The 25,782-nt window shown below is 61.5% G+C and carries 38 protein-coding genes and 2 tRNA genes; 16 read left to right on the plus strand and 24 right to left on the minus strand.

The annotated features are described in order from the left end of the window. Positions 1–159 precede the first annotated feature (159 nt). From C0Z16_RS04700 to C0Z16_RS38625, 9 genes are all read right to left on the minus strand, one after another. Entirely contained in the window at positions 160–453 is a 294-nt protein-coding gene (locus C0Z16_RS04700; protein ID WP_102631043.1) for a hypothetical protein, read from the minus strand. 8 nt (positions 454–461) lie between these two features. Continuing rightward, positions 462–1,394 carry a hypothetical protein gene (locus C0Z16_RS04705; RefSeq protein ID WP_146014285.1) on the minus strand — a complete coding sequence of 311 codons (933 nt, stop codon included), beginning with the start codon at positions 1,392–1,394 and terminating at the stop codon, positions 462–464. Positions 1,395–1,463: 69 nt separating this feature from the next. Next, positions 1,464–1,748 carry a hypothetical protein gene (locus tag C0Z16_RS04710; protein ID WP_102631045.1) on the minus strand — a complete coding sequence of 95 codons (285 nt, stop codon included), beginning with the start codon at positions 1,746–1,748 and terminating at the stop codon, positions 1,464–1,466. Then, positions 1,748–2,032: a hypothetical protein gene (locus tag C0Z16_RS04715; protein ID WP_102631046.1), complete on the minus strand. Its 285-nt coding sequence runs from the start codon at positions 2,030–2,032 to the stop codon at positions 1,748–1,750. The genes C0Z16_RS04710 and C0Z16_RS04715 overlap by 1 nt, the downstream gene beginning before the upstream one ends. Further along, complete coding sequence (locus tag C0Z16_RS04720) at positions 2,032–2,337, minus strand: hypothetical protein (protein ID WP_102631047.1); 306 nt, start codon at positions 2,335–2,337, stop codon at positions 2,032–2,034. Before C0Z16_RS04720 ends, C0Z16_RS04715 begins: the two co-directional genes overlap by 1 nt. Beyond that, positions 2,334–2,786 (minus strand): hypothetical protein, encoded by a 453-nt coding sequence (locus C0Z16_RS04725; protein WP_146014286.1) that lies wholly within the window; start codon positions 2,784–2,786, stop codon positions 2,334–2,336. The genes C0Z16_RS04720 and C0Z16_RS04725 overlap by 4 nt, the downstream gene beginning before the upstream one ends. After that, entirely contained in the window at positions 2,761–3,174 is a 414-nt protein-coding gene (locus C0Z16_RS04730) for a hypothetical protein (RefSeq protein WP_102631049.1), read from the minus strand. Before C0Z16_RS04730 ends, C0Z16_RS04725 begins: the two co-directional genes overlap by 26 nt. A gap of 13 nt (positions 3,175–3,187) precedes the next feature. Continuing rightward, positions 3,188–3,730, minus strand: coding sequence for a hypothetical protein (locus C0Z16_RS04735; RefSeq protein WP_102631050.1), 543 nt, complete (start codon positions 3,728–3,730; stop codon positions 3,188–3,190). Further along, a complete protein-coding gene (locus C0Z16_RS38625) occupies positions 3,727–4,791 on the minus strand; it encodes a DUF3631 domain-containing protein (protein WP_244201181.1) in 1,065 nt (354 codons plus the stop codon). Before C0Z16_RS38625 ends, C0Z16_RS04735 begins: the two co-directional genes overlap by 4 nt. Before the next feature lie 219 nt (positions 4,792–5,010). On the opposite strand from C0Z16_RS38625, the gene C0Z16_RS38630 reads away from it, so the two are divergent. After that, positions 5,011–5,457, plus strand: a complete 447-nt coding sequence (locus C0Z16_RS38630; RefSeq protein ID WP_244201182.1) for a hypothetical protein — start codon at positions 5,011–5,013, stop codon at positions 5,455–5,457. Here the strand turns inward: C0Z16_RS38630 and C0Z16_RS04745 are convergent. The 5 genes from C0Z16_RS04745 to C0Z16_RS04765 form a co-directional block, all read right to left on the minus strand. Then, a complete protein-coding gene (locus tag C0Z16_RS04745; protein WP_102631052.1) occupies positions 5,440–6,426 on the minus strand; it encodes a toprim domain-containing protein in 987 nt (328 codons plus the stop codon). The two genes, C0Z16_RS38630 and C0Z16_RS04745, sit on opposite strands and share 18 nt — an antisense overlap. After that, the gene (locus tag C0Z16_RS04750) at positions 6,426–6,644 is read right to left on the minus strand and encodes an AlpA family phage regulatory protein (protein WP_102631053.1); all 219 of its coding nucleotides are present in this window, start codon (positions 6,642–6,644) and stop codon (positions 6,426–6,428) included. The genes C0Z16_RS04745 and C0Z16_RS04750 overlap by 1 nt, the downstream gene beginning before the upstream one ends. Positions 6,645–7,093: 449 nt before the next feature. Further along, a complete protein-coding gene (locus tag C0Z16_RS04755) occupies positions 7,094–7,399 on the minus strand; it encodes a hypothetical protein (protein WP_146014287.1) in 306 nt (101 codons plus the stop codon). A 4-nt stretch (positions 7,400–7,403) separates the two neighbouring features. After that, complete coding sequence (locus tag C0Z16_RS04760; RefSeq protein ID WP_146014288.1) at positions 7,404–7,967, minus strand: hypothetical protein; 564 nt, start codon at positions 7,965–7,967, stop codon at positions 7,404–7,406. After that, positions 7,960–8,373, minus strand: a complete 414-nt coding sequence (locus C0Z16_RS04765; protein ID WP_102631056.1) for a hypothetical protein — start codon at positions 8,371–8,373, stop codon at positions 7,960–7,962. The genes C0Z16_RS04760 and C0Z16_RS04765 overlap by 8 nt, the downstream gene beginning before the upstream one ends. Before the next feature lie 190 nt (positions 8,374–8,563). On the opposite strand from C0Z16_RS04765, the gene C0Z16_RS04770 reads away from it, so the two are divergent. From C0Z16_RS04770 to C0Z16_RS04780, 3 genes are read left to right on the plus strand one after another with little or no spacing between them, the layout of a single operon-like run. Continuing rightward, positions 8,564–8,752 carry a helix-turn-helix transcriptional regulator gene (locus C0Z16_RS04770; protein WP_158244478.1) on the plus strand — a complete coding sequence of 63 codons (189 nt, stop codon included), beginning with the start codon at positions 8,564–8,566 and terminating at the stop codon, positions 8,750–8,752. After that, positions 8,749–9,042 (plus strand): hypothetical protein, encoded by a 294-nt coding sequence (locus C0Z16_RS04775; RefSeq protein ID WP_102631058.1) that lies wholly within the window; start codon positions 8,749–8,751, stop codon positions 9,040–9,042. Before C0Z16_RS04770 ends, C0Z16_RS04775 begins: the two co-directional genes overlap by 4 nt. Before the next feature lie 3 nt (positions 9,043–9,045). Beyond that, entirely contained in the window at positions 9,046–9,705 is a 660-nt protein-coding gene (locus tag C0Z16_RS04780; RefSeq protein ID WP_102631059.1) for a hypothetical protein, read from the plus strand. A 240-nt stretch (positions 9,706–9,945) separates the two neighbouring features. On the opposite strand, the gene C0Z16_RS04785 is transcribed toward C0Z16_RS04780, so the two are convergent. Further along, entirely contained in the window at positions 9,946–10,134 is a 189-nt protein-coding gene (locus C0Z16_RS04785; RefSeq protein WP_102631060.1) for a hypothetical protein, read from the minus strand. Positions 10,135–10,482: 348 nt separating this feature from the next. On the opposite strand from C0Z16_RS04785, the gene C0Z16_RS04795 reads away from it, so the two are divergent. The 5 genes from C0Z16_RS04795 to C0Z16_RS04815 all read left to right on the plus strand — a co-directional run bounded on the left by C0Z16_RS04795 (position 10,483) and on the right by C0Z16_RS04815 (position 13,351). Further along, positions 10,483–11,037 carry a hypothetical protein gene (locus C0Z16_RS04795; protein ID WP_102631062.1) on the plus strand — a complete coding sequence of 185 codons (555 nt, stop codon included), beginning with the start codon at positions 10,483–10,485 and terminating at the stop codon, positions 11,035–11,037. Between the two features lie 442 nt (positions 11,038–11,479). Next, a complete protein-coding gene (locus tag C0Z16_RS04800) occupies positions 11,480–11,839 on the plus strand; it encodes a hypothetical protein (RefSeq protein WP_175130619.1) in 360 nt (119 codons plus the stop codon). 140 nt (positions 11,840–11,979) lie between these two features. Then, complete coding sequence (locus tag C0Z16_RS04805) at positions 11,980–12,633, plus strand: lysozyme inhibitor LprI family protein (protein ID WP_102631063.1); 654 nt, start codon at positions 11,980–11,982, stop codon at positions 12,631–12,633. A 17-nt stretch (positions 12,634–12,650) separates the two neighbouring features. Continuing rightward, positions 12,651–12,998, plus strand: coding sequence for a hypothetical protein (locus C0Z16_RS04810; protein ID WP_102631064.1), 348 nt, complete (start codon positions 12,651–12,653; stop codon positions 12,996–12,998). Next, positions 12,995–13,351 carry a hypothetical protein gene (locus C0Z16_RS04815; protein WP_102631065.1) on the plus strand — a complete coding sequence of 119 codons (357 nt, stop codon included), beginning with the start codon at positions 12,995–12,997 and terminating at the stop codon, positions 13,349–13,351. Before C0Z16_RS04810 ends, C0Z16_RS04815 begins: the two co-directional genes overlap by 4 nt. 88 nt (positions 13,352–13,439) lie before the next feature. Here C0Z16_RS04815 and C0Z16_RS04820 read toward each other — a convergent pair whose 3' ends face one another. From C0Z16_RS04820 to hemN, 3 genes are all read right to left on the minus strand, one after another. Next, entirely contained in the window at positions 13,440–14,630 is a 1,191-nt protein-coding gene (locus C0Z16_RS04820) for a tyrosine-type recombinase/integrase (RefSeq protein ID WP_102631066.1), read from the minus strand. Positions 14,631–14,801: 171 nt separating this feature from the next. Continuing rightward, positions 14,802–14,886: transfer RNA gene (locus tag C0Z16_RS04825), tRNA-Leu, on the minus strand. Between the two features lie 107 nt (positions 14,887–14,993). Continuing rightward, positions 14,994–16,379, minus strand: coding sequence for an oxygen-independent coproporphyrinogen III oxidase (gene hemN, locus C0Z16_RS04830; protein WP_102631067.1), 1,386 nt, complete (start codon positions 16,377–16,379; stop codon positions 14,994–14,996). A gap of 221 nt (positions 16,380–16,600) precedes the next feature. Here hemN and C0Z16_RS04835 point away from each other — a divergent pair, with 221 nt between their 5' ends. The 3 genes from C0Z16_RS04835 (at position 16,601) to C0Z16_RS04845 (ending at position 18,652) form a co-directional block, all read left to right on the plus strand. After that, on the plus strand, positions 16,601–16,927 hold the full coding sequence (locus tag C0Z16_RS04835; protein WP_102631068.1) for a YkgJ family cysteine cluster protein: 327 nt from the start codon (positions 16,601–16,603) through the stop codon (positions 16,925–16,927). A gap of 203 nt (positions 16,928–17,130) precedes the next feature. Continuing rightward, complete coding sequence (locus tag C0Z16_RS04840; RefSeq protein ID WP_102631069.1) at positions 17,131–17,721, plus strand: DUF1439 domain-containing protein; 591 nt, start codon at positions 17,131–17,133, stop codon at positions 17,719–17,721. 85 nt (positions 17,722–17,806) lie between these two features. Next, positions 17,807–18,652, plus strand: coding sequence for an undecaprenyl-diphosphate phosphatase (locus tag C0Z16_RS04845; RefSeq protein WP_102631070.1), 846 nt, complete (start codon positions 17,807–17,809; stop codon positions 18,650–18,652). A 99-nt stretch (positions 18,653–18,751) separates the two neighbouring features. Here C0Z16_RS04845 and trmB read toward each other — a convergent pair whose 3' ends face one another. Then, positions 18,752–19,534, minus strand: coding sequence for a tRNA (guanosine(46)-N7)-methyltransferase TrmB (trmB, locus tag C0Z16_RS04850; RefSeq protein WP_102631071.1), 783 nt, complete (start codon positions 19,532–19,534; stop codon positions 18,752–18,754). Between the two features lie 406 nt (positions 19,535–19,940). Between trmB and C0Z16_RS04855 the strand changes: the two genes are divergently transcribed. Beyond that, entirely contained in the window at positions 19,941–20,324 is a 384-nt protein-coding gene (locus tag C0Z16_RS04855; protein WP_102631072.1) for an aggregation-promoting factor C-terminal-like domain-containing protein, read from the plus strand. A 132-nt stretch (positions 20,325–20,456) separates the two neighbouring features. Here the strand turns inward: C0Z16_RS04855 and C0Z16_RS04860 are convergent. The 4 genes from C0Z16_RS04860 to C0Z16_RS04875 form a co-directional block, all read right to left on the minus strand. Further along, positions 20,457–20,530: transfer RNA gene (locus tag C0Z16_RS04860), tRNA-Gly, on the minus strand. A 94-nt stretch (positions 20,531–20,624) separates the two neighbouring features. Beyond that, positions 20,625–21,188 carry a YggT family protein gene (locus C0Z16_RS04865; RefSeq protein ID WP_102631073.1) on the minus strand — a complete coding sequence of 188 codons (564 nt, stop codon included), beginning with the start codon at positions 21,186–21,188 and terminating at the stop codon, positions 20,625–20,627. 215 nt (positions 21,189–21,403) lie between these two features. Beyond that, complete coding sequence (locus tag C0Z16_RS04870; protein WP_102631074.1) at positions 21,404–21,724, minus strand: EthD family reductase; 321 nt, start codon at positions 21,722–21,724, stop codon at positions 21,404–21,406. A gap of 77 nt (positions 21,725–21,801) precedes the next feature. Next, positions 21,802–22,731 (minus strand): Rossmann-like and DUF2520 domain-containing protein, encoded by a 930-nt coding sequence (locus C0Z16_RS04875; protein ID WP_102631075.1) that lies wholly within the window; start codon positions 22,729–22,731, stop codon positions 21,802–21,804. Between the two features lie 248 nt (positions 22,732–22,979). Here C0Z16_RS04875 and C0Z16_RS38065 point away from each other — a divergent pair, with 248 nt between their 5' ends. From C0Z16_RS38065 to C0Z16_RS04885, 3 genes are all read left to right on the plus strand, one after another. Then, on the plus strand, positions 22,980–23,141 hold the full coding sequence (locus tag C0Z16_RS38065) for a hypothetical protein (protein WP_167403485.1): 162 nt from the start codon (positions 22,980–22,982) through the stop codon (positions 23,139–23,141). Between the two features lie 369 nt (positions 23,142–23,510). Beyond that, positions 23,511–23,807 (plus strand): hypothetical protein, encoded by a 297-nt coding sequence (locus C0Z16_RS04880; RefSeq protein ID WP_102631076.1) that lies wholly within the window; start codon positions 23,511–23,513, stop codon positions 23,805–23,807. Positions 23,808–24,009: 202 nt separating this feature from the next. Further along, the gene (locus C0Z16_RS04885) at positions 24,010–24,975 is read left to right on the plus strand and encodes a threo-3-hydroxy-L-aspartate ammonia-lyase (RefSeq protein WP_102631339.1); all 966 of its coding nucleotides are present in this window, start codon (positions 24,010–24,012) and stop codon (positions 24,973–24,975) included. Positions 24,976–25,042: 67 nt separating this feature from the next. Here the strand turns inward: C0Z16_RS04885 and C0Z16_RS04890 are convergent, their stop codons facing one another. Further along, positions 25,043–25,738 (minus strand): LysE family translocator, encoded by a 696-nt coding sequence (locus C0Z16_RS04890; protein WP_102631077.1) that lies wholly within the window; start codon positions 25,736–25,738, stop codon positions 25,043–25,045. Positions 25,739–25,782 lie beyond the last annotated feature (44 nt).

Raw genomic sequence — 25,782 nt, forward strand, 5'->3', positions numbered from 1 at the left:
ATCAATGTGCGGAACTGGCCGATTGGGTGAGGTCGCCAACGGCCGTCTAGTGGCACTCCAGTTTGCAAAATCTGGATTTGGCTGACTGACCGGTTTGGAGAAACTTGTCTGACCGGAGTGGGTCGAGTCCCGACTTTCACACTTCATGCGCCCTTTGGTCTAGTCCGGCCAGCGGAAAATCGCATCCAGCGTCGCGGTCGCGCGGTCGGGGTGACTGGCGATCATCTCGTAGTCGGGGACGTTCTCGAACGAGCCGTACATGTGCAGCAGCGCGCGGCCATGCCACCCGGCAGAACGATCATCCGGACCGCCATACGGCTTCCGGTCCAGCACCTGACTATTCGGGTCGTTCAGGTTCAACCCCTCGACGTGGTGAGCCACGATGCGCAGCGTGCCGCCATCATCGCCCATCCCCTCGAAGTCCAAAATCTCAGTCTCGACACGCGTTTCCATCCTCACCCTCATTCAATTGGCGACTCGTACACCTCGGTCGCGCCGTTCGCGCGGCGCACCGTGTGACGAACCAGTTTCAAAATCTCGGCGCTTACCGGCGCGGGCTTCGACTCAACATCCTGCGCTTCTTTCGTGCCCTGAATGCCTAGCGACACGGTGGAAGGCCCGTCCCACTTCTTTTCGGGCCTCGCTGTCATCTCGGCTTCATGCGCCGGGTCGTAGTTCATGCTCGCGAGCGCATCCTTGTGCTGCGCGTCCAGTTGCGCCCGTTCAAGTGCCTGCTTGTCGATCAACAACTTCGCGGCCAGTTGGCATGTCTTCACCTGGATCAGGCCATCGGGATTCCCGGCCGCCGCCAGATCGAGCCCGGTCTGGACAGCCATATTCAATTTCGCCAGTTCCAGCGCGTGCCATTGGGTCAAGGCCCGCCCGCGTTCAGCCGTGTGCCAGTCGATACGCCTGCGTTGCTCGGCCACGGTCATGCGATGGTTGACGGTCGGGAATGGCGCGCTCATCGGATGCTTCGGAGCGTTGTCGTCCGCCGAAGAACCGCCATTGGCATCAGGGGGCGGGGCATTACGTCCATCGCCGCCAGACGCGCCACCGTCCATCGCAATCAGCTTCACCTCGGTCACCGGCAACGGCTTTTGCTGTACACGGTCAGAGTTTTTTCCGGACGCGCTTGCCTGCCCTGCGCGGGCATTTTTCTCAAACGCGGCAGCGGCTTGACCGAAAACCTCGGCAGCCTCGCCAACCACCTCACCGGGCCGTTTCCACCCCTCACGTCGAACACGTTCCGCGACCGCATTCTTCGCGCAGCCCAGCATCGCAGCCACTTTGCCAAGGGACGGGAGATTCCCGCTTTCGAATTCGCGCCTCGCGTATGCCCAGCGTTCTTCACTAATTTTGATGCGTCCACCGGCCATCGCGGCCACCTCCATTCAATCGGGTCGTACTGTGCGGCTGTACGGTCTAGCTGTACGCCGTACAGTACGGTTCCCATGCTCACATCACGAAGATTCGACGGCCTGCGCGAACGTGAAACGGATGTATTCCGCGCAGCCGTCCACGACGCCTTGCCCGTAGATTGCAGCCCCGGCACCCTGCGCATACGCCCGCTCGCGAGCGGCAATCACCGCGCGTTGCGGGTCCACCTCGGAGCCATCGCAAATGCGCTGGGCGGCCAGTTGCCACAGCGCGGCGCACAACTCGGCCGCAGCCCCTTCGAGATTGTCGTCGGCGTCGAAGTCGGGCATCCCCTTCATCAGCGCGGACATGGCAACTGTCTTCCTCATCACGCGCCTCCAATCAGGTCGAGCACCTGGCTAAACGTATCCTCGCGCCACCGTGCCGTGATCGTCCCGTGCTCGTCGGTCTCGTTCACGCCGTACGACAGACCGGCGGGCGTCAGCTTCAGGAAGCGGCGGCGTTCGGTCGGGTGCTTCGAACTGGGGCGGCCGTCTTCCGCCAGCAGACCGGAGGCCACGGCGGCCACGTTGAAAGCCTTCGCAGACATAGCGGAGCCGTGCGCCTTCAAGAGCACAGTAGGCGTGAACTTCTTCGAGTAGTTGCGTTCCATTAAGCCACCACCTCTTCAGGTTGCTTGCTATCGGCGCGATCACCGCCACAGTCATCGGGATCGTCACCGGTACGATTCGCCAGCACATCGCCATCCATCAAGCGCGTGACCCAAAATCCGGAAGTGTTCACGGCCATGCCCGCGTCAAGCATTTCACTCACGGTACGGCAGCGGCGGCCAGCGCCGATCTCGCCAGTCTTGTGCTTCGAGAATGCGGCTGTCGAGTTGAACGGCAGCAGGCACACCGGGCATTCATTGCGGTCACCGCGCAGCACCGGGCGTGGCGTGGAACGTGGCAGGCTCATGCTGCTTCCTTCGGTTCAATAAAGGTTTTTGCGGCTACGGCATTCAGGACTGCGAGCACCGCATCGTCACCGATCAGGGCCAGCGCCTTCGTCAGCTTGTCGGCGGAACGCTTCGACAACGGCGCGGCCTTGATCTCTTCCAGCAGTTCCACGGCGCGGCCAATGTCGTCGCGGTGCGGGCGCTCGGCTACTGCGTTGAATAGTTGGCGAGACGCCTTGCGGCAGGCGAGCGCGGGCAGGTGCAGCGACGCGCTGAATCCCGCAATCAGCACCACCGCGGCAGCGCGGTATCCAGCAGTTCCGTCCTCGGCCGCTACCTTCAGGCCGTGTTCGAGAACGTCTTGCAGCAGATCATCGAATTTCAATGCCGATCTCCCAAAGGCGGCCCCGGCATCAAGGGAGCGGGGCCGCGCGTCAAATCGCCTAGAACGGAGTGACCAGCCAGTCATCGGCCTGCGGAACCGGCTTCGGTGCCACCGGCTTCGACTTCTTCAGCATGCGCGCGAGCACCTTGTCAGCGCGAACCGGCGTGCAAAGATGGTTCCGGCACGCGGTCGTCAGGCGACGCTTCGCGAGATTGGCCTGGTGACGCGCCTCGACGTACGTGGCCCAAGTCCTTGCCGTGTAGCGGCGGAAGGAAGGATCGTTGTGATCGACGCGCTCGACGCCGACCTTTTCCTTGAACTGGTTGCACTTCTCGATAGCGCGGGCGTGGGCGTGCTCGGCGACGCGCTCGCAGGCGTACAAGTCAAGCGCACGCTCGGACACAACTTCCCTGGTCCACCGCGTCACGCGCGGGCGCGGCAGGCGCTTCGGTTTTGCTGCTACTTTCTTCACGGTAAAACTCCAATCAGTTGTATGTTTGCGGCGGCTCGATGCCATCGCGACTACAGCGCAGACGCTTGCCTACACACCTCGATGCGTCGCACGTCGGATGGCAACCGCGACGGCTTGCGAGCACCTCGGCGGTTATCACGTACACGCGCTCGGCGGCCAGTTCGCGAGCGATGATCTCGGTGTGAACACCGGCAACGCGCTCGCGGAAATATTCGAGATTCGGCATCAGGGAGGCGAGTGATCCAGCCATCGCGTCATCGAGAACGCCATCGAGAAGGGACGTGCTCCAGCGCTCCAACACGAACAACTCGGTAATCAGCCAGACAACCTCGGTGCGCAGCTTCTCGAACTCGCCCGCGCTCATGTGCTGAGCGTCGTCCGGCAGTTCGTCACCTGCCTCGCGCAAATACGCGACGATCACCGACTTGTGCTCGCGAATCTCGGGCAGCAGCACGTCACACGTTTCGCGTGGGCCGTTGATCTTCAAGCGGTCACCGTCCAGACGGATAGTGACGCCCGAAGAAGCCGCCCTTTCGATAAGAGCGGCCGCGCTCATACTTCGACCGAATAGTTTTCTTCAGCCGCACCCGAAGCGGCCGAACCACCGAAACATTCGCCGGAAACGCCCGTGCTATAAGGCTCTACGCGTTTAGGCTCAGATTCGTGTTTCGAAACGCCCGAAACATTGCCGGGGTGCTGCGAGTGTGTTTCGCTTGCATTCGAAACGCGAAGCGCGCCGGAAACGTCGGAAGCCCCGCCAGCATTGGGCTGTTTCGTTGTTTCGACTTTTTCGGCCTCGCCGCCGTGAACGTAGCGACGGAACGCGTCCTTGAACTGGTCAAGCTCAAAGCCCTTTTTGCCTTCATACCCAATGCGGACTTGCTTGCTGTGAATGCCGTACGGCTTCAGACGCTCGCGCAGTTGGTTTGCCGTCATCGGCTTGCCGCGATTGAGTGTTGCCCACGGCTTTTCCTCGTCTTCGCACAGCGCGTCGAGCAGTACAGACTGGAAGATGCCCCGTACCCTGTTTTTGTTGGTCGAGCCGTGACTGTCGAACGCATCCTCGATATCGGTGAGCAGTTCGACGCCCGCGCTCTTTCCGGCATCGGTCGGGGCGCACAGCTTCAGCGCCGCCTTCATCGCACGTTCAGGCCATTCGCCACCAGCCAGACCGGCAATCGCAAGCAGTGGCTCCCAGTTGTCTTGCTGGCGATCATCGAGCGCGTCCGGCAGGTCGGGGCGTGCGGCGCTAATGGCGCGCATGTTGTCCGCCGCCCAGCGCGCCAGCTTGGAGCGCATCACATCGAATGCGAGCGGGTCGGCGTGGCGCAGGCGTTCTGCGGCCTCGTGGGGCATCTTGCGACGCATTTGAACGATCACGCTGCGGCTTGTGACTGTCTCAGCAAGGCGGTCGGCCCCGATACCAGCAAACGACTTGAATCCGAATACACTGAACTTTGTCGGCACGAACCCGCCGTCACCGTCCGGCTCGCTGCGCCAAACGAACGCACTCTGCTTCGTGTGACCGGCATTCAGCAGGCCGCGCAGTTCCTCGTCACCCTTCAGGACGGTTTCGATCTCGTCAACCAGAACGGTCGGACGGTACATGTCGATCATGCGGAACAGGACGCTCGGACTGACTCCGGCGGCCTGCGCGGGGCGCGGCACGAGGAAGCCGACAACGGTCAGAAGCTGCGTCTTGCCGCACGCCTTCTCGGGCGCGCTAATCAGCAGAATCGGGCACACCTTCGCGACTTCGAGTGTCCACGACATTGCGCACCACAGCGCTGTAGCTGTGACGGTCTCGTCGTCGCAAATGATGAAGCGGCGGATCGTGTGAGCGATTTCGCTCAGAAGTTCGGCACCGTCAACCGGATCACCCCATGCTTCAGGATCGTCAAACGGCGCGGATTCGTCGCTACCGCGGCGCGACTTGGCATCCTTCACGGCGTCTTTGAGGGTCGCGACGGATACGCCCATGCGCTTCGCCTCGTCTTTGTAGCAGCGGTCGAAATCGAACGCGCTCAGCTTGGACAGGCGCGCGATTGCGTCCTCGTCACTTTCCGGCTCCGGCGCGGGCGCGGGATTGCCAGCGGCGGACGGGAGACCTTCGCCTTCATGCGCGTCCTTCAGTTCGCCATCGTCGCAACGGTCAGCCTCGGTGAGTGCAATGCCCTCCACATCCGCATCAAGGGGGCGGGCCTCAACACTGCCAGCGAAAAAATCGGGCGTTACACCATCAGAATCATCTTTCATCTACGAAAATCACCGTTTTTGTTCTAACGCCTTTTGAATGGCGGTTTGAACGGATTGAATTCCACACATCAGGTGCAAATCGTTGAAATCCATCTCCGCCAATTCGCACCCACCTTCGCCACCGGGGAGTCCAAGGAAAGTGTCAAATTCTTTCGAAACACGTACAGCTTCAGTGTGCGGCTCACCGGACTTGTCCAGATCGGCCAGCACGACAATCTTCGACGCCGGGTAGCGGGCCTGCATCAGCCTCACAACCCGTTCCAACTGCGACACGGACAACGTCGCAATCGCCGGATATCCCGAACACTGGCTCGCGGACAAGCACGTCGCAACGCCCTCGCCAACGAGCAGCACTTCGCGCGCGTCCGGCAGCTTCTGAGTCGCCCAAAAACCGCCGACTTTTTCGCCGCCGGCCAGCGCGGACTTGCGGCCATCTCCGTCGATCATTTCGATGCTGGTGAACGTGTCTCCGCACTTCACCGGCACAATCAGAACGTCGCCACGCAGCTTGTCGCCGTTGCGGTCCTTCGGGTGATACTGGATCACGCGCAGCAGCTTCAACAGCGGTATCTGGCGCAGCGTCGGCGTCGGTTGAACGCCTTTCTTCACCAGGTAGCCGTGCTCGGTGACGTGATCGGAAATCTTCAGGACGGTCTTCACGCGCGTCACGGCGCGAACCCTGTTGCGCTCGGCCTTCGCCTCTGACTCGCGACGCAGATCAGCCCGGCGCTTCATCTCGGCTTCGTCAACCTCGCGGGGCGTCGCCTCGGTCGATTGGATGCCCAGCTTCGAGCACAACCAGTCGTGAACATCGCGCCAATCGCAGCCGCCAAAACACTTGCAGACAGTGCCGCCGTCCGCTTTGCGCCAGATGCGCAGGGCTCTGTTATTGCCCTCGCCGTGCGTAGGGCACGTCGCCAGCGCCTTCCCGTTGGCATCCTTCGAGCCAAGCAGGTCGAGCGTCAATTCGTACAAGACGAACGTCGTGGCAGCCATTACGCAGCAGCCACTTCGCAGCGGTAGCCGGTCGGATCGGCCAGCCACTTCGCAATCTCGCCAGCGCGCCATGCGACGTGCTTCGGGCCAAGCTTGACGGTCGCTGGGAACGCGCCAACGCGCATCGAATCGTAAATTGCGGTGCGGCTAAGGGTCGTCATCGCCCTTACTTGGGGGAGGCGCAAAAGATGCATAGCGGGGTCAATCGTCGTATTCATAAAATCTGCACTCCGAACATAATTATCGTGAACCGTATCGCCGGTTTTACGCGCTCGCCGTCGCGATTGGTTGCGAGAACATCCGTAAAGCGACGTTGGACGAACTGTATCCACCTCCAAACTCCTTGTCCAATGCGGATCACGCAGAATTCTGCGTGTCAAGCAGATTCTGCGTGAGACGCAGAGGAAAAACGGACTAAAAACCTCGAAAAGCCTTACCGGCTGGCCTTCTGCCTATGAAGCAGAAGGCCAAACTTTATTTTTTTACCGAATGTTACGGACGAATGGGCGGTCAGACCTCGTACGCAGTCGCTGGCGCGGTCGGTCGGATCGGGTGAAGGTGCGGTGTAGGCGAGCCGCCGGGATCGGCTCTACGGCGGGTTTTCTACGCGGAAGTAGGAAACGACAGGAAGTGGTAGGGCGGCCAGAAGATCGGCCGCCTGAAGTGGTCAGGTCTTCGTCTTCGGAGCCGGCGCGCTCGCGACGCGAGCAGCCAAGTCGAGAGGCAGCGGACGGCCTAACGACAGGCAGGCGCATACCTTTGAGCAGTCGGACGGCATCAGATCACCGTCGAGCAACGCCTTTTCGAGCGCCTCCATGGTTGGATGCACCTCGGGCTTCGCCGCACCACTCCACTGCGGATCATTGAGCACATCCACGGTGCTTTCGCGCACGTACTTCGCCGGGTTTTTCGGTGCGGTCGTCGTGTTGGTCTTGACGTGCCGCATTACGTGCAGCCTGTGTACTTCTGCCATCTTGTCACTCCCTTTCAAGATAAATCGTTGGATGGTCGGCGCATGCCACCTCTGCCAGCGCCCAGCCCGGATGCAACCGGTCGAGAAACCGGCGCGCCTCGATCGTGTCTGCAAAGACTATTGGCTTCAGATCGACCAGCTTGGCGTCGCCCATGAGCACGAGCAGTCGCGTGGCGCGCAACGAGCGGTATTTCGTGCTCTGGCCTCCCTTGGAGTTGATCGCGCCGATGCCGCCGTTCTTCAGGCACTCGCGGGACCTCATGTCGCACGACGGACACCAGCACGACCATATCAGCCTGTGCGTGATCACGGTCTTCGAGTCGGCGGGTCCGCGCCCGCACCGAATACACGGAAACGCGTTCTTAGCCATAGACCGCACGTGCGCGTCGGCGTGCGGATCGCGGGCGATGTCGGCGGCGGTGCGGGGCTTCGCGCCAGCCCTCTCCGCGCCCTGCTTGCAGCCACGACAGCCTAGATACCGGGCGGCCAGAAAGTTGCCCACACAACAGGTTTTCGAAATGGTGGCTCGCAAATTCTCACAAGCCACCATAGCCACCACATCACCCATGGCAGGCTTCGCGCAGGGTCTGCATCAGGGCATCGGGCACTTGACTCAAGCTCACCGCGCTTGCGAGTTTCGCGGCAGTTTCGGCGTCGATACGTTGAGCCTTCAGCAGGGTCGAGCCGATATCGAGCAGCGCATCACCATTAAGAGGCAACCTAGTGCGCGGCGTCGTCATGGCCTTCACCAGTGCGGCGGCACGGCTCGGCGTCTTCGGCGCGGTCGGCTTCGGCGTCTTCGGATTGGTGGCGTTCAGGCGGTCGCGCAACTCGCGCTTCTCCGACCTATATCCCGCCTGAAGCGCCTTGCCCAGCAGCGGCTTCATGCCCTCGTACTTCACGCTCGCGACGTGCTGGGGCGGCGTCGGGTGATCGTCTAACAGGCGTTGCAGTTGACGGATTGATGCATTCATTTTCGGCCCTTGGTCTACCGATTGTCATTGCGCCGGTCGCGCAAATTCAGTGGACCGTCACGTCCAGATCGGACGCAATCGCGGAATGTGGTGACGGCGCGACATTGCCGCCACTTGCTACCAGATGCCGCCACTTGCCAAGTCGTGATTTCAGTCTTCAGGCATGCGTCAACAACCTGAGGGAGGAAGGATGGCAACTGAATGGCACGACCCAATGCTCGATGCAAGCGAAGTGGCCTCGATGTTCGGCATCGCGGAAAGAACGCTTCGCGAGTGGACCAAGACCGGCGCAATCGTCGCGCCGTACCGTTTCGGGCGCACGCCTAAATGGCGTCAATCGGAACTCAACCAGTGGGCGCAAACAAGGAACCAGAAGTGACCAAATCGACATCCAAGCGCCTCGCTGCGCAGACCGGCACGACGACCGCAGAACGCATTGTGAGCACGGAAGCAGCCATCGCGCACGCATTGATCGTCGGGGACGATACGCACGAACTGCGTGTGTTTCTGGCCGAACAGCGTGCAGCACTCTATGCCGAACAGAGTGCATCAGCTACGGCCACGGCCAGCGCTCAGGAAGCCGAGCAGCAGCGCATCAGGGAACGGGCCTCCCAACTCGACGCGGAATTCAACCAGCGCCTCGCGCGCATCAACTTCACAAAGGCTTAAAAGATGAACGCACAACACCAGGCTCTCGCGCAGATCGAGAGCGCACTCGAAGTCGCGAACCAGCAATACGCCACCGCACAGCGCGACCACACCGCCGTAATGGAGCGCCTCACGGCCACACGCGCGGACCTGATCGACCCGACCAGCAAGTGCCGCGCCGCAGACAAGCCCGGCAACGAGGCAGAATTCGCTGCGCTCGCGATGCGCGCGAAGTTTCTCGAACAGGACGTTGCAGAGCTTACGGTGATCGTCGCGACGGCCGCCAACGCCGTTATCGAAGCCGGGTCCACCATCGCCAAGCTGGAGCACCAGCTCCGTGTCGCAAAGGATGCCGCGACCGCATCCGGGGCGCAGGTGCTCGCCGACAAGATTGCCAGCCAGATCACGGAACTCGAAAGCACGCACGCTGCGGCGCGCGCTGCATACCGCGAACAACTCGCAGCACAGGGTGGTGACATTCTGGCTCGTCACCAGCGCGAACGTTGCGCCGAAGTCGAAGCCGAACTGCTGAAGGAAGTCGCCCGCACGTATGACGAATTTATCCGGATCGATCCGCCTGCATCGGCCCGCATCAAGTCCCGCCTGCAAAGCTGTCATGACTTTTTTAAGCCCTCGGCAGCCTTAAAAGACCTCATCCATAGCGGCGCGAAGCCCCGCATCTAATCGGCTGCATTAACCCCGTGAGGGGATCATCCGGCCTTCGGGCCTTCAGCGCCTCTCCGGTTCGCCGGGTGAGGTGTTTTTTCTTGGTGGACGGGTTTGGAATGAAAATCGAGCTATGTTAATGCCGACACGGTGAGTCGGAGTTCGCACGGATCACCGCAGGCGCAGACCATCACCACGGAGACGCCCGCCAATGCGACCTGCGCGGCGGGCGTTTTTACTTGCGCTGACCGGTCTAGATCACTCGTCCCGCTGGTCGCGAGCCATCTTCGCGCGGCGCTTGTCCAGATACTCGCGCAGCCACCTTCCGGCACCCAGCGACTTGAATGTGTCCAACTGCAAGCGTGTGAGGCGAAGACTGGTGGTGACGAGTTCGTCGTCTCCCGTTACTGGCGGCCGACCGCGACCTCGCTTTTGTTCCTCTGTCATTGGTGACTCCGGTGTTGTAGCGGAGCGAATTCTAGCACATTAAATGCAATGCAATAATTTGCTTGACTGCGGAATAAATGCAATGCAAAAATTCGTCCCGTCGCAGCCATATCACTCCCCGACGAGGCCCAAATGAAACACCCGCTCGAACACATTCGCCCGGTAGAACAAGGGATTCCTCTGCTTCGCCCGTACCCGCTCGCGTTCCGCGTGGACAACGTACGTTGCACGACCTATCACGCTTCCGAAGACCGCAGGATTGACGCAGCCGCTTCCCTGATGCAATCCGGCGTCCGTTCATGCGTGATGCTGCCGCGTCTGCGTACAGCCTAACCGGAAGCGGCGGCAATGGGTAAATCGACAGGCAAGAAGGGCAAGGCTGGTGACAGCAGCCGCGTCGCCGGTAACTTTGCCGCCGTTCCTCACGTCGTCTTGCAGTGCCCCGCGTACCTGCACCTATCGCATACCGCCCGCTCTCTGTTGCTGGAATTCGCCTTGCAGCGCAACACCGCCAACAACAACAACGGGCGATTGCTCTGCACGGCAAAGGTCATGGAGCCGCGCGGATGGAAGTCAGCCGACACGCTCAACCGCGCGAAGAAAGAGTTGCTCGAAGGCGGGTTCCTGTTCGAGACCGCGAAGGGTCGGCGTCCGAACAAGGCCGGTTGGTACGCGATCACATGGCACGACCTTGCAGACATCCCCGGATACGACGAGGGCGCGAAGAAGGGTTTCGTGAAGTGCGCCTTCATGAAGGACTGGTTGCCGCCGGGAGCCAAGCCGAAGCTGCCGTACAAGCAAAGCGCCGAGTACATGGCGAGCGTTTCGACCGCGCCAGCAGCCGACGACAAGCCCGGTACGCGGCTAAAAATGAAATTGCAGCCCTTACTCCGTGTGGCGTAGCAATGAGTCGGTTTTTTGCTCCGTCCCACGGAGTAGTAGGCGCTCGCACTGCTCCGTCTAACGGAGTAGTAGAGGGTGTTTTTGGCGAGGTCTCTACTCCGTCAGACGGAAACCCATCTAGATATAACCATCTGCCTGCGGGTTTTGAACGGGGATGGTCGGCAGTGCAGCAGCAGCGCGCACCCGCACTACTAGAGCGCGAGCGGTTGGGTTTGACGTTGCCGTACCTGTTATTGGGGCAAGCGAAGCGCGTCAGGTTCGAGTGTGGGTAACCGGCGAATCGCGTAGCGACCGTGCACAGCCTCGTGCTGTGTGCGGGCCGGTTATCCAGCACGGGGATGATCGACAAGCGTAGTGCATCAGGGGTGAGGGCTTTCCAGTACCTCGCCCATAACCAGCCTTTCGCAGTACTAAGCGCGGAAGGTATTTTGAAGGAAATGAAATGTGGATTTTTCTCAGCGATAGCTTCCTGTCCATAGTGGACGCCAGCACCGAACCCGGCACGCTTCTCGTGCGCGCGCGCCGTGAGGGCGACATCGAGCAGGTGTTTCCGGGCGCGAACGTCGTCAGTGTCGTCGGTCGCGACTACCTTTTCCGTGCGGCCGTACCGCGCCAGTCCGTAGCCCAAGCGCTCGTGGATCAGGTCATGAATCTGACCTATCCGAACTTCAAGTCGTCATGTTCAGACCCGCACCTTCACCGCGCCTATGCTGCAGTGTGGTCGGTTATGGCGACCCTCCAGCCCTATGAGCCGTACGCACGCACGCCGCGCCCGAACTTCCGCAAGCACCCGCGCCGTTGATTGTCACCGGGCCGCTCGACACGCGGCCCCCCGCGCCTTCGAGTAAGCCGCCGCTAACCCGCACCACAGTACAATCCGCCCACCTGACAGATTAAACCACGGAGCCGCACAGACGGCCGCACACAGGGGAAAGCAACACCATGAAGAAGACCAGCATCGCCGCCATGATCGCGCTGGCATCCGTTGGAGTGCACGCTCAGACCGCAGCCCCGACGTATCAGACGAGCTTCGACTGCTCGAAGGCCGTGTCTTACTCGGAGCACGCGATTTGCGAGGACGCAGACCTTGCTGCTCGCGACTTGGCGTACTGGGGTGAATTCCAGTCTGCGCGCAAGGCGGTCGCCGACAAGAAGGCGTTCCACGATCACGCAATTGCGGCGTTCAAAGAGCGCCAGAAGTGCACGGATACCATGTGCGTCGTGTCGTGGTTCGATGAGAACGAAAACTACATTCGCTCGCTGTCAGAGGATCACGGTGTGGCGAGCGATGCTGCTGAAAGAAAGCGGGCCGACGACCTTACCGCGCTCGCGAAGAAAATGGATTCGGAGTGGCAGATTTACACGCGCGTCGGCGGCTGTCAGACACTCTCTGTTTTTGAAATTAAGGCCGGTATTACCCCGGACGCGACAACGCCAGAGCAGTTCTCCGCAAAGCACTGGCATAACGCGCCAATCCAGTACGGCCACGGTGGCGAGGCAGCGGAAATCAAGACCGACGAAGGGACGCTCTTTCTTGCGCACGGCTCGAAGGTGTGCAACGAGATGGCAGCGACCATTCAAGCGGGCGGCAACTAACCTGGCACGAGAAAACCATGAAAAAGACCATCGTAACACTGGCACTGTCCGTACTCGCGACGGCGGCGCACGCCGATGGTGACGCGGCGAACTTCTTTGGAAACGGCGGTACCTGCGCCGACATGCAGGCTGCGCTGGATACCCCCGCTACTGGGCTTATGGCCACTGAGAAATTGCTCGGATTCTTCGATGGCTGGGCTCTTGCGTCGGGGAGTGGCAGGGATATGAGGAGCCTTCCCCTGTCGAACGGCGGCGTCATAGAGGAAATCCGATACGCGTGTAGGCAGACACCAACCGAGCACTGGCGACTTGTCGAGGCCATCTATCTTCACGATCATACCCACGCGAAAGGGGACGCGAAGTGAGCGATCAGGTCGAAGTGTTGACGGAGCCGCAGAAGCCGAATAAGCCGCGCGTGTCGGCTGGAAATAAATTTCTGGTCGGAATACCGGTCGCGTACCTTCTCGGCGATTTCCTCGGCAGTTACCTGCTTGCGGCAGTCGCGCCGCGCACGAACACCGAGGTGGGCGCGTCAATCGCCATTCTGTGGCGCACCGTGTGTCCTCATGATCCAGTCGTCGGGCTCATGTTCTGGTGCGTGGTGGCGTGGTGTGTGGGTGGCGCGCTGCTTGGGGGCCGCTTCGGCCTGTCGTCGCGCACGCGGATCGGCGCGCTCCTAGCCGGCGCGTTTTGCGTGTATACAATCTTTCAGCCATAGGACGCGATGACTAGCACGAAGTCAGCATGAAGGGCGGGGGCTATCGGGCGTTTGCTGAAAACCACTCGCGCCCGAACACCCCGCCCCTTCATGCGGTCTTCGCCTTCAGTTCGTCCAGATAATTCGACCATGCCGTCATCATCTCGACGCGTTTTATAATGAACTTCGTTCGGTTGTAGGCGGTCCCTAAATTGTCAGATACCGTGTGCGCCAACTGGTGTTCAATCACTTCGGGCGGGAAATCCAGTTGCTCGTGCAAGATCGTTCGGGCCATCGCCCGGAAGCCGTGACCGGTAATCTCGGTGCGCGTGTCGTACCCAAGGCGACGCAGCGCCGCGTTCACGGCGGCATCGCTCATCGGCCGGTTTTTGTCGCGAGCGCCGGGAAAGACGTACTTTCCGCCGCCGGTCAGCGCCTTCAACGTCTTCAAAATCTCGACAGCCTGACTCGACAGCGGCACGAGGTGATCGGTCTTCGTCTTGCTCACCAGGTAGCGCCATTCGGCTTTTTCCAGATCGAACTGGGTCCACTCGGCTTTGCGTAGCTCGCCGGGACGCACGAACAGCATCGGGGCCAGCTTCAGCGCGCACTGCACCGGCAGCGTGCCAGTGAAGCCGTCGAACGCGCGCAGCATCTCGCCAACCTGCTTCGGATCCACGATAGATGCGAAGTGCTCTGTCTGCGCCGGAGGAATGGCGCCAACCAAGTCGCGAGCCGGGTCCGACTTGCACAATCCGAGCACGACACCGCGACGGAACACGCGACTAATCTCAGAGCGCAGACGGTGCGCCGTGAAGCGTGCGCCGCGCTCGTCCACGCGCTTGATGACCGCCAGAATCTCGGGCGCTTCAATCTCAGCTATAGGGCGCTTGCCCAGCCAAGGGAACACGTCGGCCTCGAACCGGGCAAGCGTCTTCGCATTCTGCGCCGCTTCGACAGTCTCTCCACGGTGCGTCATCCACTCCCGCGCCGCCGCCTCGAACGTGCTCAGTGCGGCCAGCTTCGCTTCGCGCTTGCCTTCTTTCTTCGCCTCGCTCGGATCGGTTCCGGCGGCCAGTAACGCCTTCGCCTCGGCACGACGGTCGCGAGCATCCTTCAGCGACACGTCAGGGAACCGTCCCAGCGCCAGCGTCTTCTGCTTGCCATTGAACCGATAGGCCAGACGCCACAGCTTGCCGGTCGGCGTCAGCATCAGAAACAGGCCGCCCGCGTCCGACAGCTTATTGCCCTTGCCATCCGGGTTGAACTTCGCGGCGGTCACTTGCAACTGGGTGAGCATGTTGGTATTCGTTCCGTCTTTTTGATGGTATCGAGAAGATACCGACGAATATACCAACAGAAATTGCGGCTTGATAGGGAGGGGCCAGGATGTTTGCGGAAGGATGAACCCAGCGTACACTAGGGTTTGAGGGGATTCTTTCCGTCCTCAAAAATCCGCAAAAGATTTGTTTGGTGCCCAGGGCCGGAATCGAACCGGCACGCCTTGCGGCGGGGGATTTTGAGTCCCCTGCGTCTACCAATTTCACCACCTGGGCAGATCTTGCGGCACACGCGTTAGAAGCTGGCGCGCGGCGAAGACGCAGATTATGGCCGAAAATTCGACGACGGGCAAGCCGGTCGCAGCCAGCGCGCCGCGCAGCCGTCAAACGGTGCGGGAAAACCGTTCGAGCGTCTGCTGGCCAAGATAGCGGTCGAACACCATCGCGATGTTGCGTACCAGCATGCGCCCGGCCATTTGCACTTCGAGCTTGCGGTGGCTCAGCGACACAAGACCGTCCTGCTCGAAGCCACGCAAGCGCTCAAGCTCGGGTTTGAACGTATCGGGGAAGCGGATACCGTACATGGCTTCGAATTCGTCGAAGCGCAGTTCCAGATTGCACATCAACTGCGTGATGACGTCGCGGCGCAGACGGTCGTCGGCGGTGAGGCGCACGCCGCGCGTGATCGCGAGCTGGCCGGCGTCGATGGCGGCGCCATACGCCGGCAGCTCTTTTGCGTTCTGCGCGTACACGTCGCCGACCTTGCCGATGGACGATGCGCCGAAGGCAATCAGATCGCATTCAGGCCGCGTGCTGTAGCCCTGAAAGTTGCGATGCAAGCTTCGCCGCGCCTGCGCGCGTGCCAGTTCGTCGGTGGGTAGCGCGAAGTGGTCCATGCCGATATAGACATAGCCCGCGCTCGTCAGACGCTCCGCCACCCGTTGCAGGATCGCCAGGCGCACTGCCGGTGAGGGCAGCGTGGCCGCGTCCATCTGTCGTTGCATCTTGAAGAGCTGCGGCATATGCGCATACGCGAACACCGAGAGGCGATCGGGCGCGAGAGCGATCATCGTATCGAGCGTGCGGCTGAAGCTCTCGACCGTTTGATGCGGCAGCCCGTAAATCAGATCGACGCCGATTGAATGAAAGCCCGAGTGCCGCGCGGCCTGCATGACCGAGGCGGTCATTTCCAGCGGCTGAATGCGGTTGATGGCTTGCTGCACGAGCGGATCGAAATCCTGCACGCCGAGGCTCAGCCGATTGAAACCCAGCTTGCGCAGATGCGCGATGGTATCCGGCGACGCTTCGCGCGGATCGACTTCGATTGAATACTCGGCTTCGTCGTCGGACAACAAGGTGAAGTGCTCGCGTACCGCGCTCATCAGCTCGGCCATTTCGTCCTGCGACATGAACGTGGGCGTGCCGCCGCCCAGATGCAATTGCGACACCGGGCGCCGCGTGTCGAAACATGCTGCCTGCAAGGCCATTTCGCGCTTCAACTGTTCGAGATACGGCCGCGCACGCGCGCGATTTTTTGTCGCGATCTTGTTGCAGCCACAGTAGAAGCACACCGTGTCGCAGAACGGAATATGGAAGTACAGCGAAAGCTCCGTGGCCGAAGCGCCGGGATCGGCGGCGGCGCGAAGATAGTCGGCGGGATTGAAGTCGTCACGGAACTGAAGGGCCGTTGGATAGGACGTATACCGTGGGCCGTTCGCGCTGTACTTGGCGAGCAGGTCGGGGCGAAACAGCGAGTTAGCGGTGGTCATGAGAGGCTCGTATCGGACGGCCACCGTGAAAGAGACGGGAGCCCGCGAGCTTTGCAACATGGGATGACAGCGCGGACGCCTCTCGAGCGTGACCTTGAGGTTCGGCCGAGTGTAAGTGAGCCGCCCTCGGGCCGGATAGTGTAAAAAGGTCGCACGCCAGGCAGTGGCACAATGCGGGTCTGGCGCTGCGGCGCCTCGCTCCGATCTCAGGAAAATTTGCCGTGAGTAATGTGCTGAATCGCGTTGCGAAACGCGACTCTCCGTTTCATGTCGCCGGTCATGCGTGCCGCCCCGATTGCGGCGCGTGTTGTATCGCGCCGTCGATTTCGAGTCCGATTCCTGGCATGCCGAACGGCAAGCCGGCAGGCGTGCGCTGCGTGCAACTCGGCGACGACCTGCGCTGCGCAATTTTCGGGAGGCCCGAGCGACCGGCCTGTTGTTCGGGACTGCAACCGCAGATGGAAATGTGCGGGCCGAATCCAGAGCAAGCAATCGCGTGGCTCACACAGCTTGAAACGCAGACTCGGCCGGAAGCGGCGGCGCGCTGATGAGGTGCGCTGATTGCGGCGTTATCCGGGAAAATGCCAACGCTGTTCAAATACACGGCGAGCGCAATTGGATGCTCGAAAAAGCTTTCGCAACGACTGGCGCTGGCCGACCGCAATAATTTGCATGAGACCAGAGTGCGTGCTTTGCATGAGACCGGAGTAACGCGCTGGAGCACGAACTCCGGTCGACATTGGAGATTTGTATGACTCGACTCGCAGCGCCCGCACGGCGCCGCTTCCTGCTCGCCGCGCTGACAAGCTGTGGCGCGCTCGGCATCGTCTCGCTCACCGCGTGCGCCACGCCGATCTTTCCGTTCATTCCGTCGCACTATACGTTCTCGCAGCAGCAGGTGCAGGAGGCCGTGCAGCGCAAATTTCCGTATCAGCGGACGGTCTCGCAAGTGTTCGATGTCGCGCTGACTCATCCGGTGGTCGGCTTCCTGCCGGATGCCAACCGCGTCTCCGTGAAACTCGACGCGCGTCTCGTGAGCCCTTTCATGCCGCAACCGGTCGACGGCGTCTTTACGCTCTCGAGCGAACTCGCGTACGATGCCGCCACCAAGTCTGTCGTGCTGAAATCGCCGAACGTGGACAACGTCAGTGTGAGCGGGCAGGCGCAGGCCTACACGCAACAGATCAACGCCGCAGCGGCACTGCTGGCCACGCAGTTGCTGACGAATTACCCGATCTACACGTTCAAACCTGAGCAACTGCAATTTGCCGGCGTGAATTACGAACCCGGTACAATCACCATCCTTACAAACGGTATACGCGTGCAAATCGTCGAGAAATGACGTTGCGCGTGGCCGGCGGGGCCGCGCTCATCGTGCAGGCCCTGTTCGTTCCGACAATCACAATCTATAGCGATGAGGGGCACGGATGGACTGGTTATTGGCTTGCAAGGCAGTGTTTCTGGGTATCGTCGAAGGCTTGACGGAATTCTTGCCGGTGTCGAGCACGGGGCATCTGATCGTTGCGGGCAGTCTGCTCAATTTCACCGACGCACACGCGAAGACCTTCGACGTCGTGATTCAACTCGGTGCGATCCTGGCCGTGTGTTGGGAGTTTCGCCGCCGCATTGGCAGCGTCGTGAGCGGTCTGCCGAGCCGGCCCGATGCACGCCGTTTTACGCTTAACGTGATCATCGCGACCATTCCCGCGGTCGTGCTCGGACTGCTGCTCGAAAAGGCCATCAAGGCAGCGCTATTTTCGCCGGTGCCTGTGGCGTTCGCGCTGGTGGCGGGCGGCGTCGTGATCTTATGGGCCGAAGCGCGCCAGCGTGGCCAAAGCGGGCAAGCCAAAAAGGTCGCGCGCGTTCATAGCGTGGACGACATCACCCCGCTCGACGCGCTGAAGGTCGGTCTCGCTCAATGTTTCGCGCTGATTCCGGGCACGTCGCGCTCGGGCTCGACGATCATCGGCGGGATGCTGTTCGGCCTTGACCGGCGCGTGGCCACGGAGTTTTCCTTCTTCCTCGCGATCCCGATCATGTTCGGCGCGACCGGCTACGAGTTGTACAAGGACTGGCACCTGCTGTCCGCCGACGCGCTCGGCATCTTCGCGCTGGGCTTCCTGGCGGCGTTTGTCAGCGCCTTTATCTGCGTGCGCTGGCTGCTTCGCTATATCGCCGCGCATGATTTCACGGCGTTCGCGTGGTATCGCATCGGCTTCGGATTATTGATTCTGCTGGTCGGTTATAGCGGCGCGTTGAGTTGGGCTGATTAAGTTTCTCGCGCTGTTTATGCCGCCATAAAAAAGGTCCGCCATTTATTTGGCAGACCTTTTTGCTTTCTGCCGGCAATGTTCTTCTGGCAGCGCGCGCTTTTACGCGACGTCGCGTTTGCGGAACACCAGATCCCACACACCGTGTCCGAGCCGCAGGCCGCGTCGCTCGAACTTCGTCACCGGACGATATTCAGGCCGCGGCGCATAGCCGTCGACTGTGTTATGCAACGCCGGCTCCGCGCTCAGCACTTCGAGCATTTGCTCGGCGTAGTTCTGCCAGTCGGTTGCGCAATGCAGATAGGCGCCGGGCTTCAGACGCGACGCGAGCAGCGCGACGAACTTCGGCTGAATCAGGCGGCGCTTGTGATGACGCGCCTTGTGCCACGGGTCGGGAAAAAAGATGTGCACGCCGTCGAGGCTGTCCGGCGCGACCATCTGCTCAAGCACTTCAACGGCGTCGTGCTGGATGATGCGGATATTCGTCAACGACTGTTCGCCCATCAGCTTGAGCAATGCACCGACGCCGGGCTCATGGACTTCGACGCCGAGAAAGTCGTCGCCGGGACGGTGCGCGGCGATCTCCGCGGTGCTCGCGCCCATACCGAAGCCGATTTCCAGCACCCGCGGCGCTTCACGGCCGAACACGCTGTTCCAGTCGGGTTGCTGCGGCGAGAACGGCACGACGAAGCGCGGACCGAGTTCGTCCATGGCGCGCCGCTGGCCGGTCGAGACGCGCCCGGCGCGTGTGACGAAGCTGCGGATGCGGCGCAGGCGCAGGGCTTCGTCCTGTGGCGCGGCATCGGCGGCGGGGAGGGCGTTGGCTTCGCTGGAGGGCGTCGGAAGTTCGTCGGGCAAGCCGGCGTCGTTTGGATCGTGGATCATGGTCGATACTGCTACAAGGGTGAAGGCTTCGCGGCTCGGGCGACGTGCGGCGCGTGTCAGCGCCGGCTCGCAACGACGCGGCGCAGGCCGCGCTTTACACGCGTCGTTGACTGGCAAGCGCGTCGCCGAGAGTTGCCGCGCCGGTCAGCCGTCCAGATAAAAAAGCCGCCTTCGTGGAGGCGGCTCGTACTTGGATTTCTGCTGAGGCTCAGCAGGAAGGTGGAGCGGGCGTTGCAAGTGCGCGTAAGGTAGCACAACGGAAAAGGGCGCGTCCAGACTCAGCGCGATTGGCGGGCACAGGAACCTGAGCCGAGATTACGTTTTAATAACGCGGAATTGCCCTTCCTATGATTTAATCGTTCTGCAAGCCAATTCTTTCCACGATTAATTCACGCGAATATCCGTTATGAGTAAGTACGCACACAATCACCGCGAAACAAAAGCAGCAAAAGCCGGCTGGACCGCAATTGAGCCGGCTAGGGTTCCGACCACATCCAGCAATGCCCTTCGTGAAGCGATGTCGATTGAAGGCGTGCCGCTGACTCAATTCAACGATTTACTGTGGCTGATGGCGCAGGAGTCGGGCGGTGCGGCGAATCTGCGCAATCCGAAATCCGGCGCGCGTGGGTTGTACCAATTGCTGCCGCCGCAATTTGAATTGAATCTGGACGGAGTCAAGTCGTTCGGTGATGCGATCGAAGAATGCCGCGGCGGTATTCGATATATTCTGGGCCGCTATCACAATGCGGCGTCCGCGCGCGTGGCGTGGCAAGCGAATCAGTGGATTTGAGGCGCTACGCAACGTTTTTTTCGCGCGTGACTGAAGCGCGGAGGCGAGGAGCGGAAGCAGCGTGGAGCAGAACAAGTGAACCGCAGTGTGACAGATACTTTTGCCAGGGCAGATTGCAAGCCGGAAAGTATCTGGAGCGGGCGATGGGAATCGAACCCACGGCTCTAGCTTGGGAAGCTAGGGTATTACCATTATACGACGCCCGCAGAGCGCGCTATTTTACTCGCGAAAGGCCAGCGAGCGCAAATTGCACCGCTGCCCTTGGTTATGCCACATCAAGCGAGGCCATGCCCAGCGGCGTCAGATCACGAAGTACGTGAGTTGAACGGCCGCACGCGTGACCACCATCAGCAACACCTGCACGATCACGAACAGCAGAATCGGCGAGAGATCGATGCCGCCGAGATTCGGCACCACGCGCCGCAGCGGATTGAGAAACGGCGCGGTCAGTTGATACAGGATGGGCATGGCTGGCGAACGCGGATTGAGCCACGACAGCAGCGCCATCAGGATCGTCATCCAGATGATGAGATTAAGCGCCCACTTGACCACCGTCAGCACGGCGACGATCAACAGCGTCGGCAGCAGCGTGAGCGGGTCGGCGCCCGTCAGCACCACCATCAGCACGACATAAACGATCGCCGCGATCAGCGACGCGACAAGGCTCGCCCAGTCGATGCTGCGCGTGCTCGGCATGATGTGCCGCAGCGGCAGCACGATCCAGTTGGTAGCCTGCAACACGGCGTTCGTAACCGGGTTGTACGGCGGCATGCGCACGACTTGCAGCCACGCGCGCAGCAGCAACGCGGCGCCGAACAACGTGAAGATAGTGTTGAGCAGAAAACGGGCGATATCGCCAAACATCTCGTGTCCTTATGCTTCTGGTGACGGCCGTTGAACGGCCTGGGCGTCGGCGCTTTCCGTTGAGCGCGCCGGCGGTTTTTTGGGTTGCATGCGCCGTTTCCGCGGCCGCAAGCATTGCACAGTTGCTAAGGCTGACGACGTCGAGCCGTTGGTTCGACGTGGAACGCGGACTGCCAGCACAATGCGCCGCGAAAGCCCGCCTCAGCCGCGCGTGGTCACACGGAAATTCTGATCTCGCTGATCAGAATCGCGCCGTTGCCGCCGTCGGTGTAATTCGGAATGTCGGCAAGAAGGCGCTCGGACGCCGGTTTGAAGACCTTGTAGAAATCGTCCGTGCTATCGAACAGGAAGTGGCCTGCGGCCACATACGGCGGCGGCGTGCCCGGCGGCCCCGCGTTGATGCCCACGTCCACGGACCAGCCCTTCAGCGACGGCCCGAACAGCTGCGCCGCGAGCGGCATGTGCGTGGTGCAGTAATAGTCCACGTCGAAGTGGCCGTTTTCCCGGTACGGATAGAGGATGCTGACCTTGATCATTGTGCGTTCTCGTCTGTTGGTCCCGAAGCGAGGCGCCGGCGGATTGCGCGCGGCGCCGGACGTCACATTATCACGGCTTACTTGACGCTTGCACCTGCTGCCGCCTGATTCAGCGACCGGTTCAGCGATTCTTCGACCGCGTCGGCGATCGCAGCGATCGCGGCGGGCGGCGTGGCGCGGCGTTGTGCGAGCGCGACCGCGCGCCGTGACAACAAGCCGTACAGCGCGGCATGGTCGCCGCCCAGGCCTTCGAACAGCGCCAGCTGCTTCTGCACGACGCTGATGTCGCCGCGTGACACAGGGCCGGCGAGCGCGTTCGGCAGACCCTTGTCGCGAGCGGTCTGGATAGTCCCGGCGAGCATCGGCAGAAGCGCGCGCAGCGCGTCGTCCTCGGAAAAACCGAGGGTGCGCCATAGCGCAACGCATTCGGCAAGACTGCACAGCGCGAAGCTCGCCGCATAGTGCGCGGCACCGTGATACAGCATGCGGCCGCCCGCCGGGATCGACAGCGGATGGCAGCGCAGCGCCACGGCGAGCGCCGTCAGCGTGTCCTTCAGCGCGCCATCGGCCTCGATGGTCACCGAGCAGCCGGCGATACGTTCGAGGTCCGCAAACTCGCCGCTGAAGAGATACAGTGGGTGAAAGCCGCCGACCGCCGCACCCTGGTCGCGAGCCGGCGCCAGCAGTTCTACCGGCGACGCGCCGCTGCAGTGCACGAGCGCCTTGCCGTGCGCGCTGTCCGGGGCGAACCGCAGTGTGTGCGCTGACGTACCGATGCTGTCGTCGGGAACGGCTAAAAAGACAACATCCGCGGCGTCGACGACCTGTTGCGGATCGTCCAGCGCCACGCATCCGGGGATTTGACCGGCGAGCTGGCTGGCGGACGCTGACGTTCGGCTCGTCACCGCCGTCACCGGGTAGCCAGCGCGGGAAAAGCCTGGCGCGACGCATCGCGCGAGCCGCCCGGCGCCAATGAAGCCCAGGCGCGGCAGAGAGGATTCAGACATGTTTGCGGGCTCCAGGCGGGACGTGGACGGGAAAGCAGCAGTATCGCGCATTGGCCAGCGCGCGGCGCGATCCGTCGCGGCGGTTGTCAGATGAGTTTGCCGACGATATGTCGCCCGCTGTTCGTCATTGCGTCGCGCCCGCCCCGCGGGCTTGAAAACTGCGCACAATTTGCGCATGACCGGTTGGGCAGTGGCTGTTTATTGGGTACTCGCTTTGCAATTTCGCAATCGGATTCGGGGAGGTTACGATGAGCATTTTTTCTTACCGGAAGCACTTGCGGTTTCTAACGCACGCGCAACGCCGTCGCTGGTGGGATCAGAAAAAACGTCTGAAGCCACGTGTGCGGATAAGCGGCGCTTATGTGCCGCCTAACGTGTCGCGCGAATTTGCGTATGTGAAAGTCGGCTGACTCCCCGCCGCGTCGAAATCAGAAGATGCCCGGCCTTTGCGCCGGGCATTTTTATTAGCTGTTGCTTTACGCCGTCAGCATTGAAGCTAATTTGTAATCAAAGATTACCGGGGCGGCGTCCGATGAACCGGCATCGGCCGTCGAGCACTGCTGGGCGCGTGCGAAAACCGGCGCAACGGCTTGATTCTCCACGACATTGGCAGTCTCCTGCACACCCCGCGCGCGGGTCAGCGCCGCGAAACCTTCCTGCCAATTGCAATTTGCAACAAATGTGCACAGCGTCGCGTGGCCTTTTTAGATAGATTGATTTCGTAGCATGTAACGCATGCGAAGTCGGCGACCTTCAATGGGCCGCGCCAGGAGAACAAAGTGAAAAAGATAGTTCCGTTTGTCGTTGCCGCCGCACTAGGCGTGGGGCTTGCCTCCGCCGCGCAGGCGCATGTTTCTGTCGGTATCGGTATTGGGGTACCGGTCGCGCCGGCTTATCCGGTTTATGCCGCGCCGCCGCCGGTGTACTATCCGCCGCCTCCGCCGGTCGTCTATGCGCCGCCGGTTTACTATCAACCGCCGCCAGTCGTGGTGGGCGGCTACTACGGTTATGGCCGCCCTTACTATCGCCATGGTTACTATCGCGGCGGTTATGGCCATGGCTACTATCGGCGCTAATCGCGTTAGCCGGTAGTGGCTAGTTTTCCGCAAATACCCGGCAGAAAGGATGTGTGAACGGCGTAATGCCGGCTTGATCGCCGGTTACGCCGTTTTTGTTTTGCACAGCGCCGGGTGAAGTCCGTCGACGTTCCAAAGCATTGGCGAAGCTGGGACAATGGCTGCCTCGCTACCGCTTTGGAGAATCCCGCCCATGCCGCCGATGCAGCCACTCCCCGCTCCCACATTCGACGACGTACTTGACGCCGCCGCGCGTCTCGAAGGCATCGCGCATCACACGCCTGTGTTGACCTCCAGCACGTTCAACGAGCGTACCGGAGCGTCGGTGTTTTTTAAGTGCGAGAACTTTCAGCGGATGGGCGCCTTCAAGTTTCGCGGCGCATACAACGCCATCTCGCACTTCGACGCGGAGCAGCGCAATGCCGGCGTACTGACCTATTCGTCCGGCAACCATGCACAGGCCATCGCGCTGTCGGCGCGCCTCGCCGGCATCCGTGCGACGATCATCATGCCGCACGACGCGCCAGCGGCCAAAGTCGCCGCGACCAAAGGCTATGGCGGCGAAGTCATCACCTACGACCGCTATAAGGAGAACCGCGAACAGATCGGCCGGCGGCTCGCCGAGGAACGCGGCATGACGCTGATCCCGCCGTACGATCATCCGCATGTGATCGCGGGGCAGGGCACCGCTGTGAAGGAGTTGATCGATGAAACCGGGCCGCTCGACATGTTGTTCGTGTGCCTCGGCGGCGGCGGACTGACTGGTGGCAGCGCGTTGTCCGCGGCGGCATTGAGCCCGGCGTGCACGGTGGTCGGCGTTGAGCCGGAAGCCGGCAATGACGCTCAGCAATCGCTGGCGCGCGGCGAGATCGTGCATATCGACACGCCGCGCACCATCGCCGATGGCGCCGCCTCCACCCATCTCGGCGACTACACGTTTGCGATCATCCGCAAACTGGTTGCGCGAATCGAAACGGTCACCGACGAGCAGTTGATCGAAACGATGCGCTTTTTCGCGCAGCGCATGAAGATCGTGGTCGAGCCGACCGGTTGCCTCGCGGCGGCGGCCGTGCTGAACGGCGTGGTGCCGGTGAAGGGCAAGCGCGTCGGCGTGGTGGTGAGCGGCGGTAATGTCGACCTCCCGAAGCTCGCACAGTATCTGGCCTGATCGCGCTTTGCGGGCGTTCTGCCTGCCTGATTTGATCGACGCCGGCCCGCGACGCGGGCGGTTTTTGTCAGCCCGCCGTTTGCGCAACTGGCGCCTGTTGAGCGGTTTGCAAGATCAGGTCGCGATAACCGTTCATGATCACGCTATATGAGAAGTAGGCGAACAGCAGCGCGGACAGCACATGGCAGGCGCGCAACAAACCGGTGCCGGCACGTTTGCGGCCGTGACTGCCGAGCCCGCAGATAAAGATCGTCCAGCACAGGCCGCCGAGAAAAAAGCCGCCGAGGAACACCGGCGCCGTGGCGACGCTCGTCGCGCCGGCCTTGGCGATCAACGCGCCGCCCACCGCCGCGAACCACAGGATCGCCGACGGAGACGATACCGCCAGCAACACGCCGCGTAAAAAGCCACGCCATGCCGGGAGATGCGGTGCATCCGCGTTCGCCTCGCCGGCGACAGGTGGCGCCGAGGCTGGAAACATCGCTTCACGCGCCATCTTCCACGTGAGAAAGAGCAGGACGGCCGCACCGCCGATCCACACGACCCAGCGCACCGATTCGAATCGCAGCAGCGCAGCCATGCCGGCAAGCGCGAGCGCTGCATAAATCAGATCGCCGACGCACGAGCCAAGGCCGAGCCAGAAGCCCGGTTTGAATCCGTGCGACAACGCGAGCGAAATCATCGCGACGTTCACGAGCCCGATGTCCAGACACAAGGACAAAGACAGGAAAAACCCGTCCGACATCATCGAAAAGGCGTGCATCCGCGCAACGGCTCCATCAGTTTTGTTATTCGGCTATGCGGTAT

The organism is Paraburkholderia rhynchosiae (genome assembly GCF_002879865.1).
Classification (GTDB): domain Bacteria; phylum Pseudomonadota; class Gammaproteobacteria; order Burkholderiales; family Burkholderiaceae; genus Paraburkholderia; species Paraburkholderia rhynchosiae.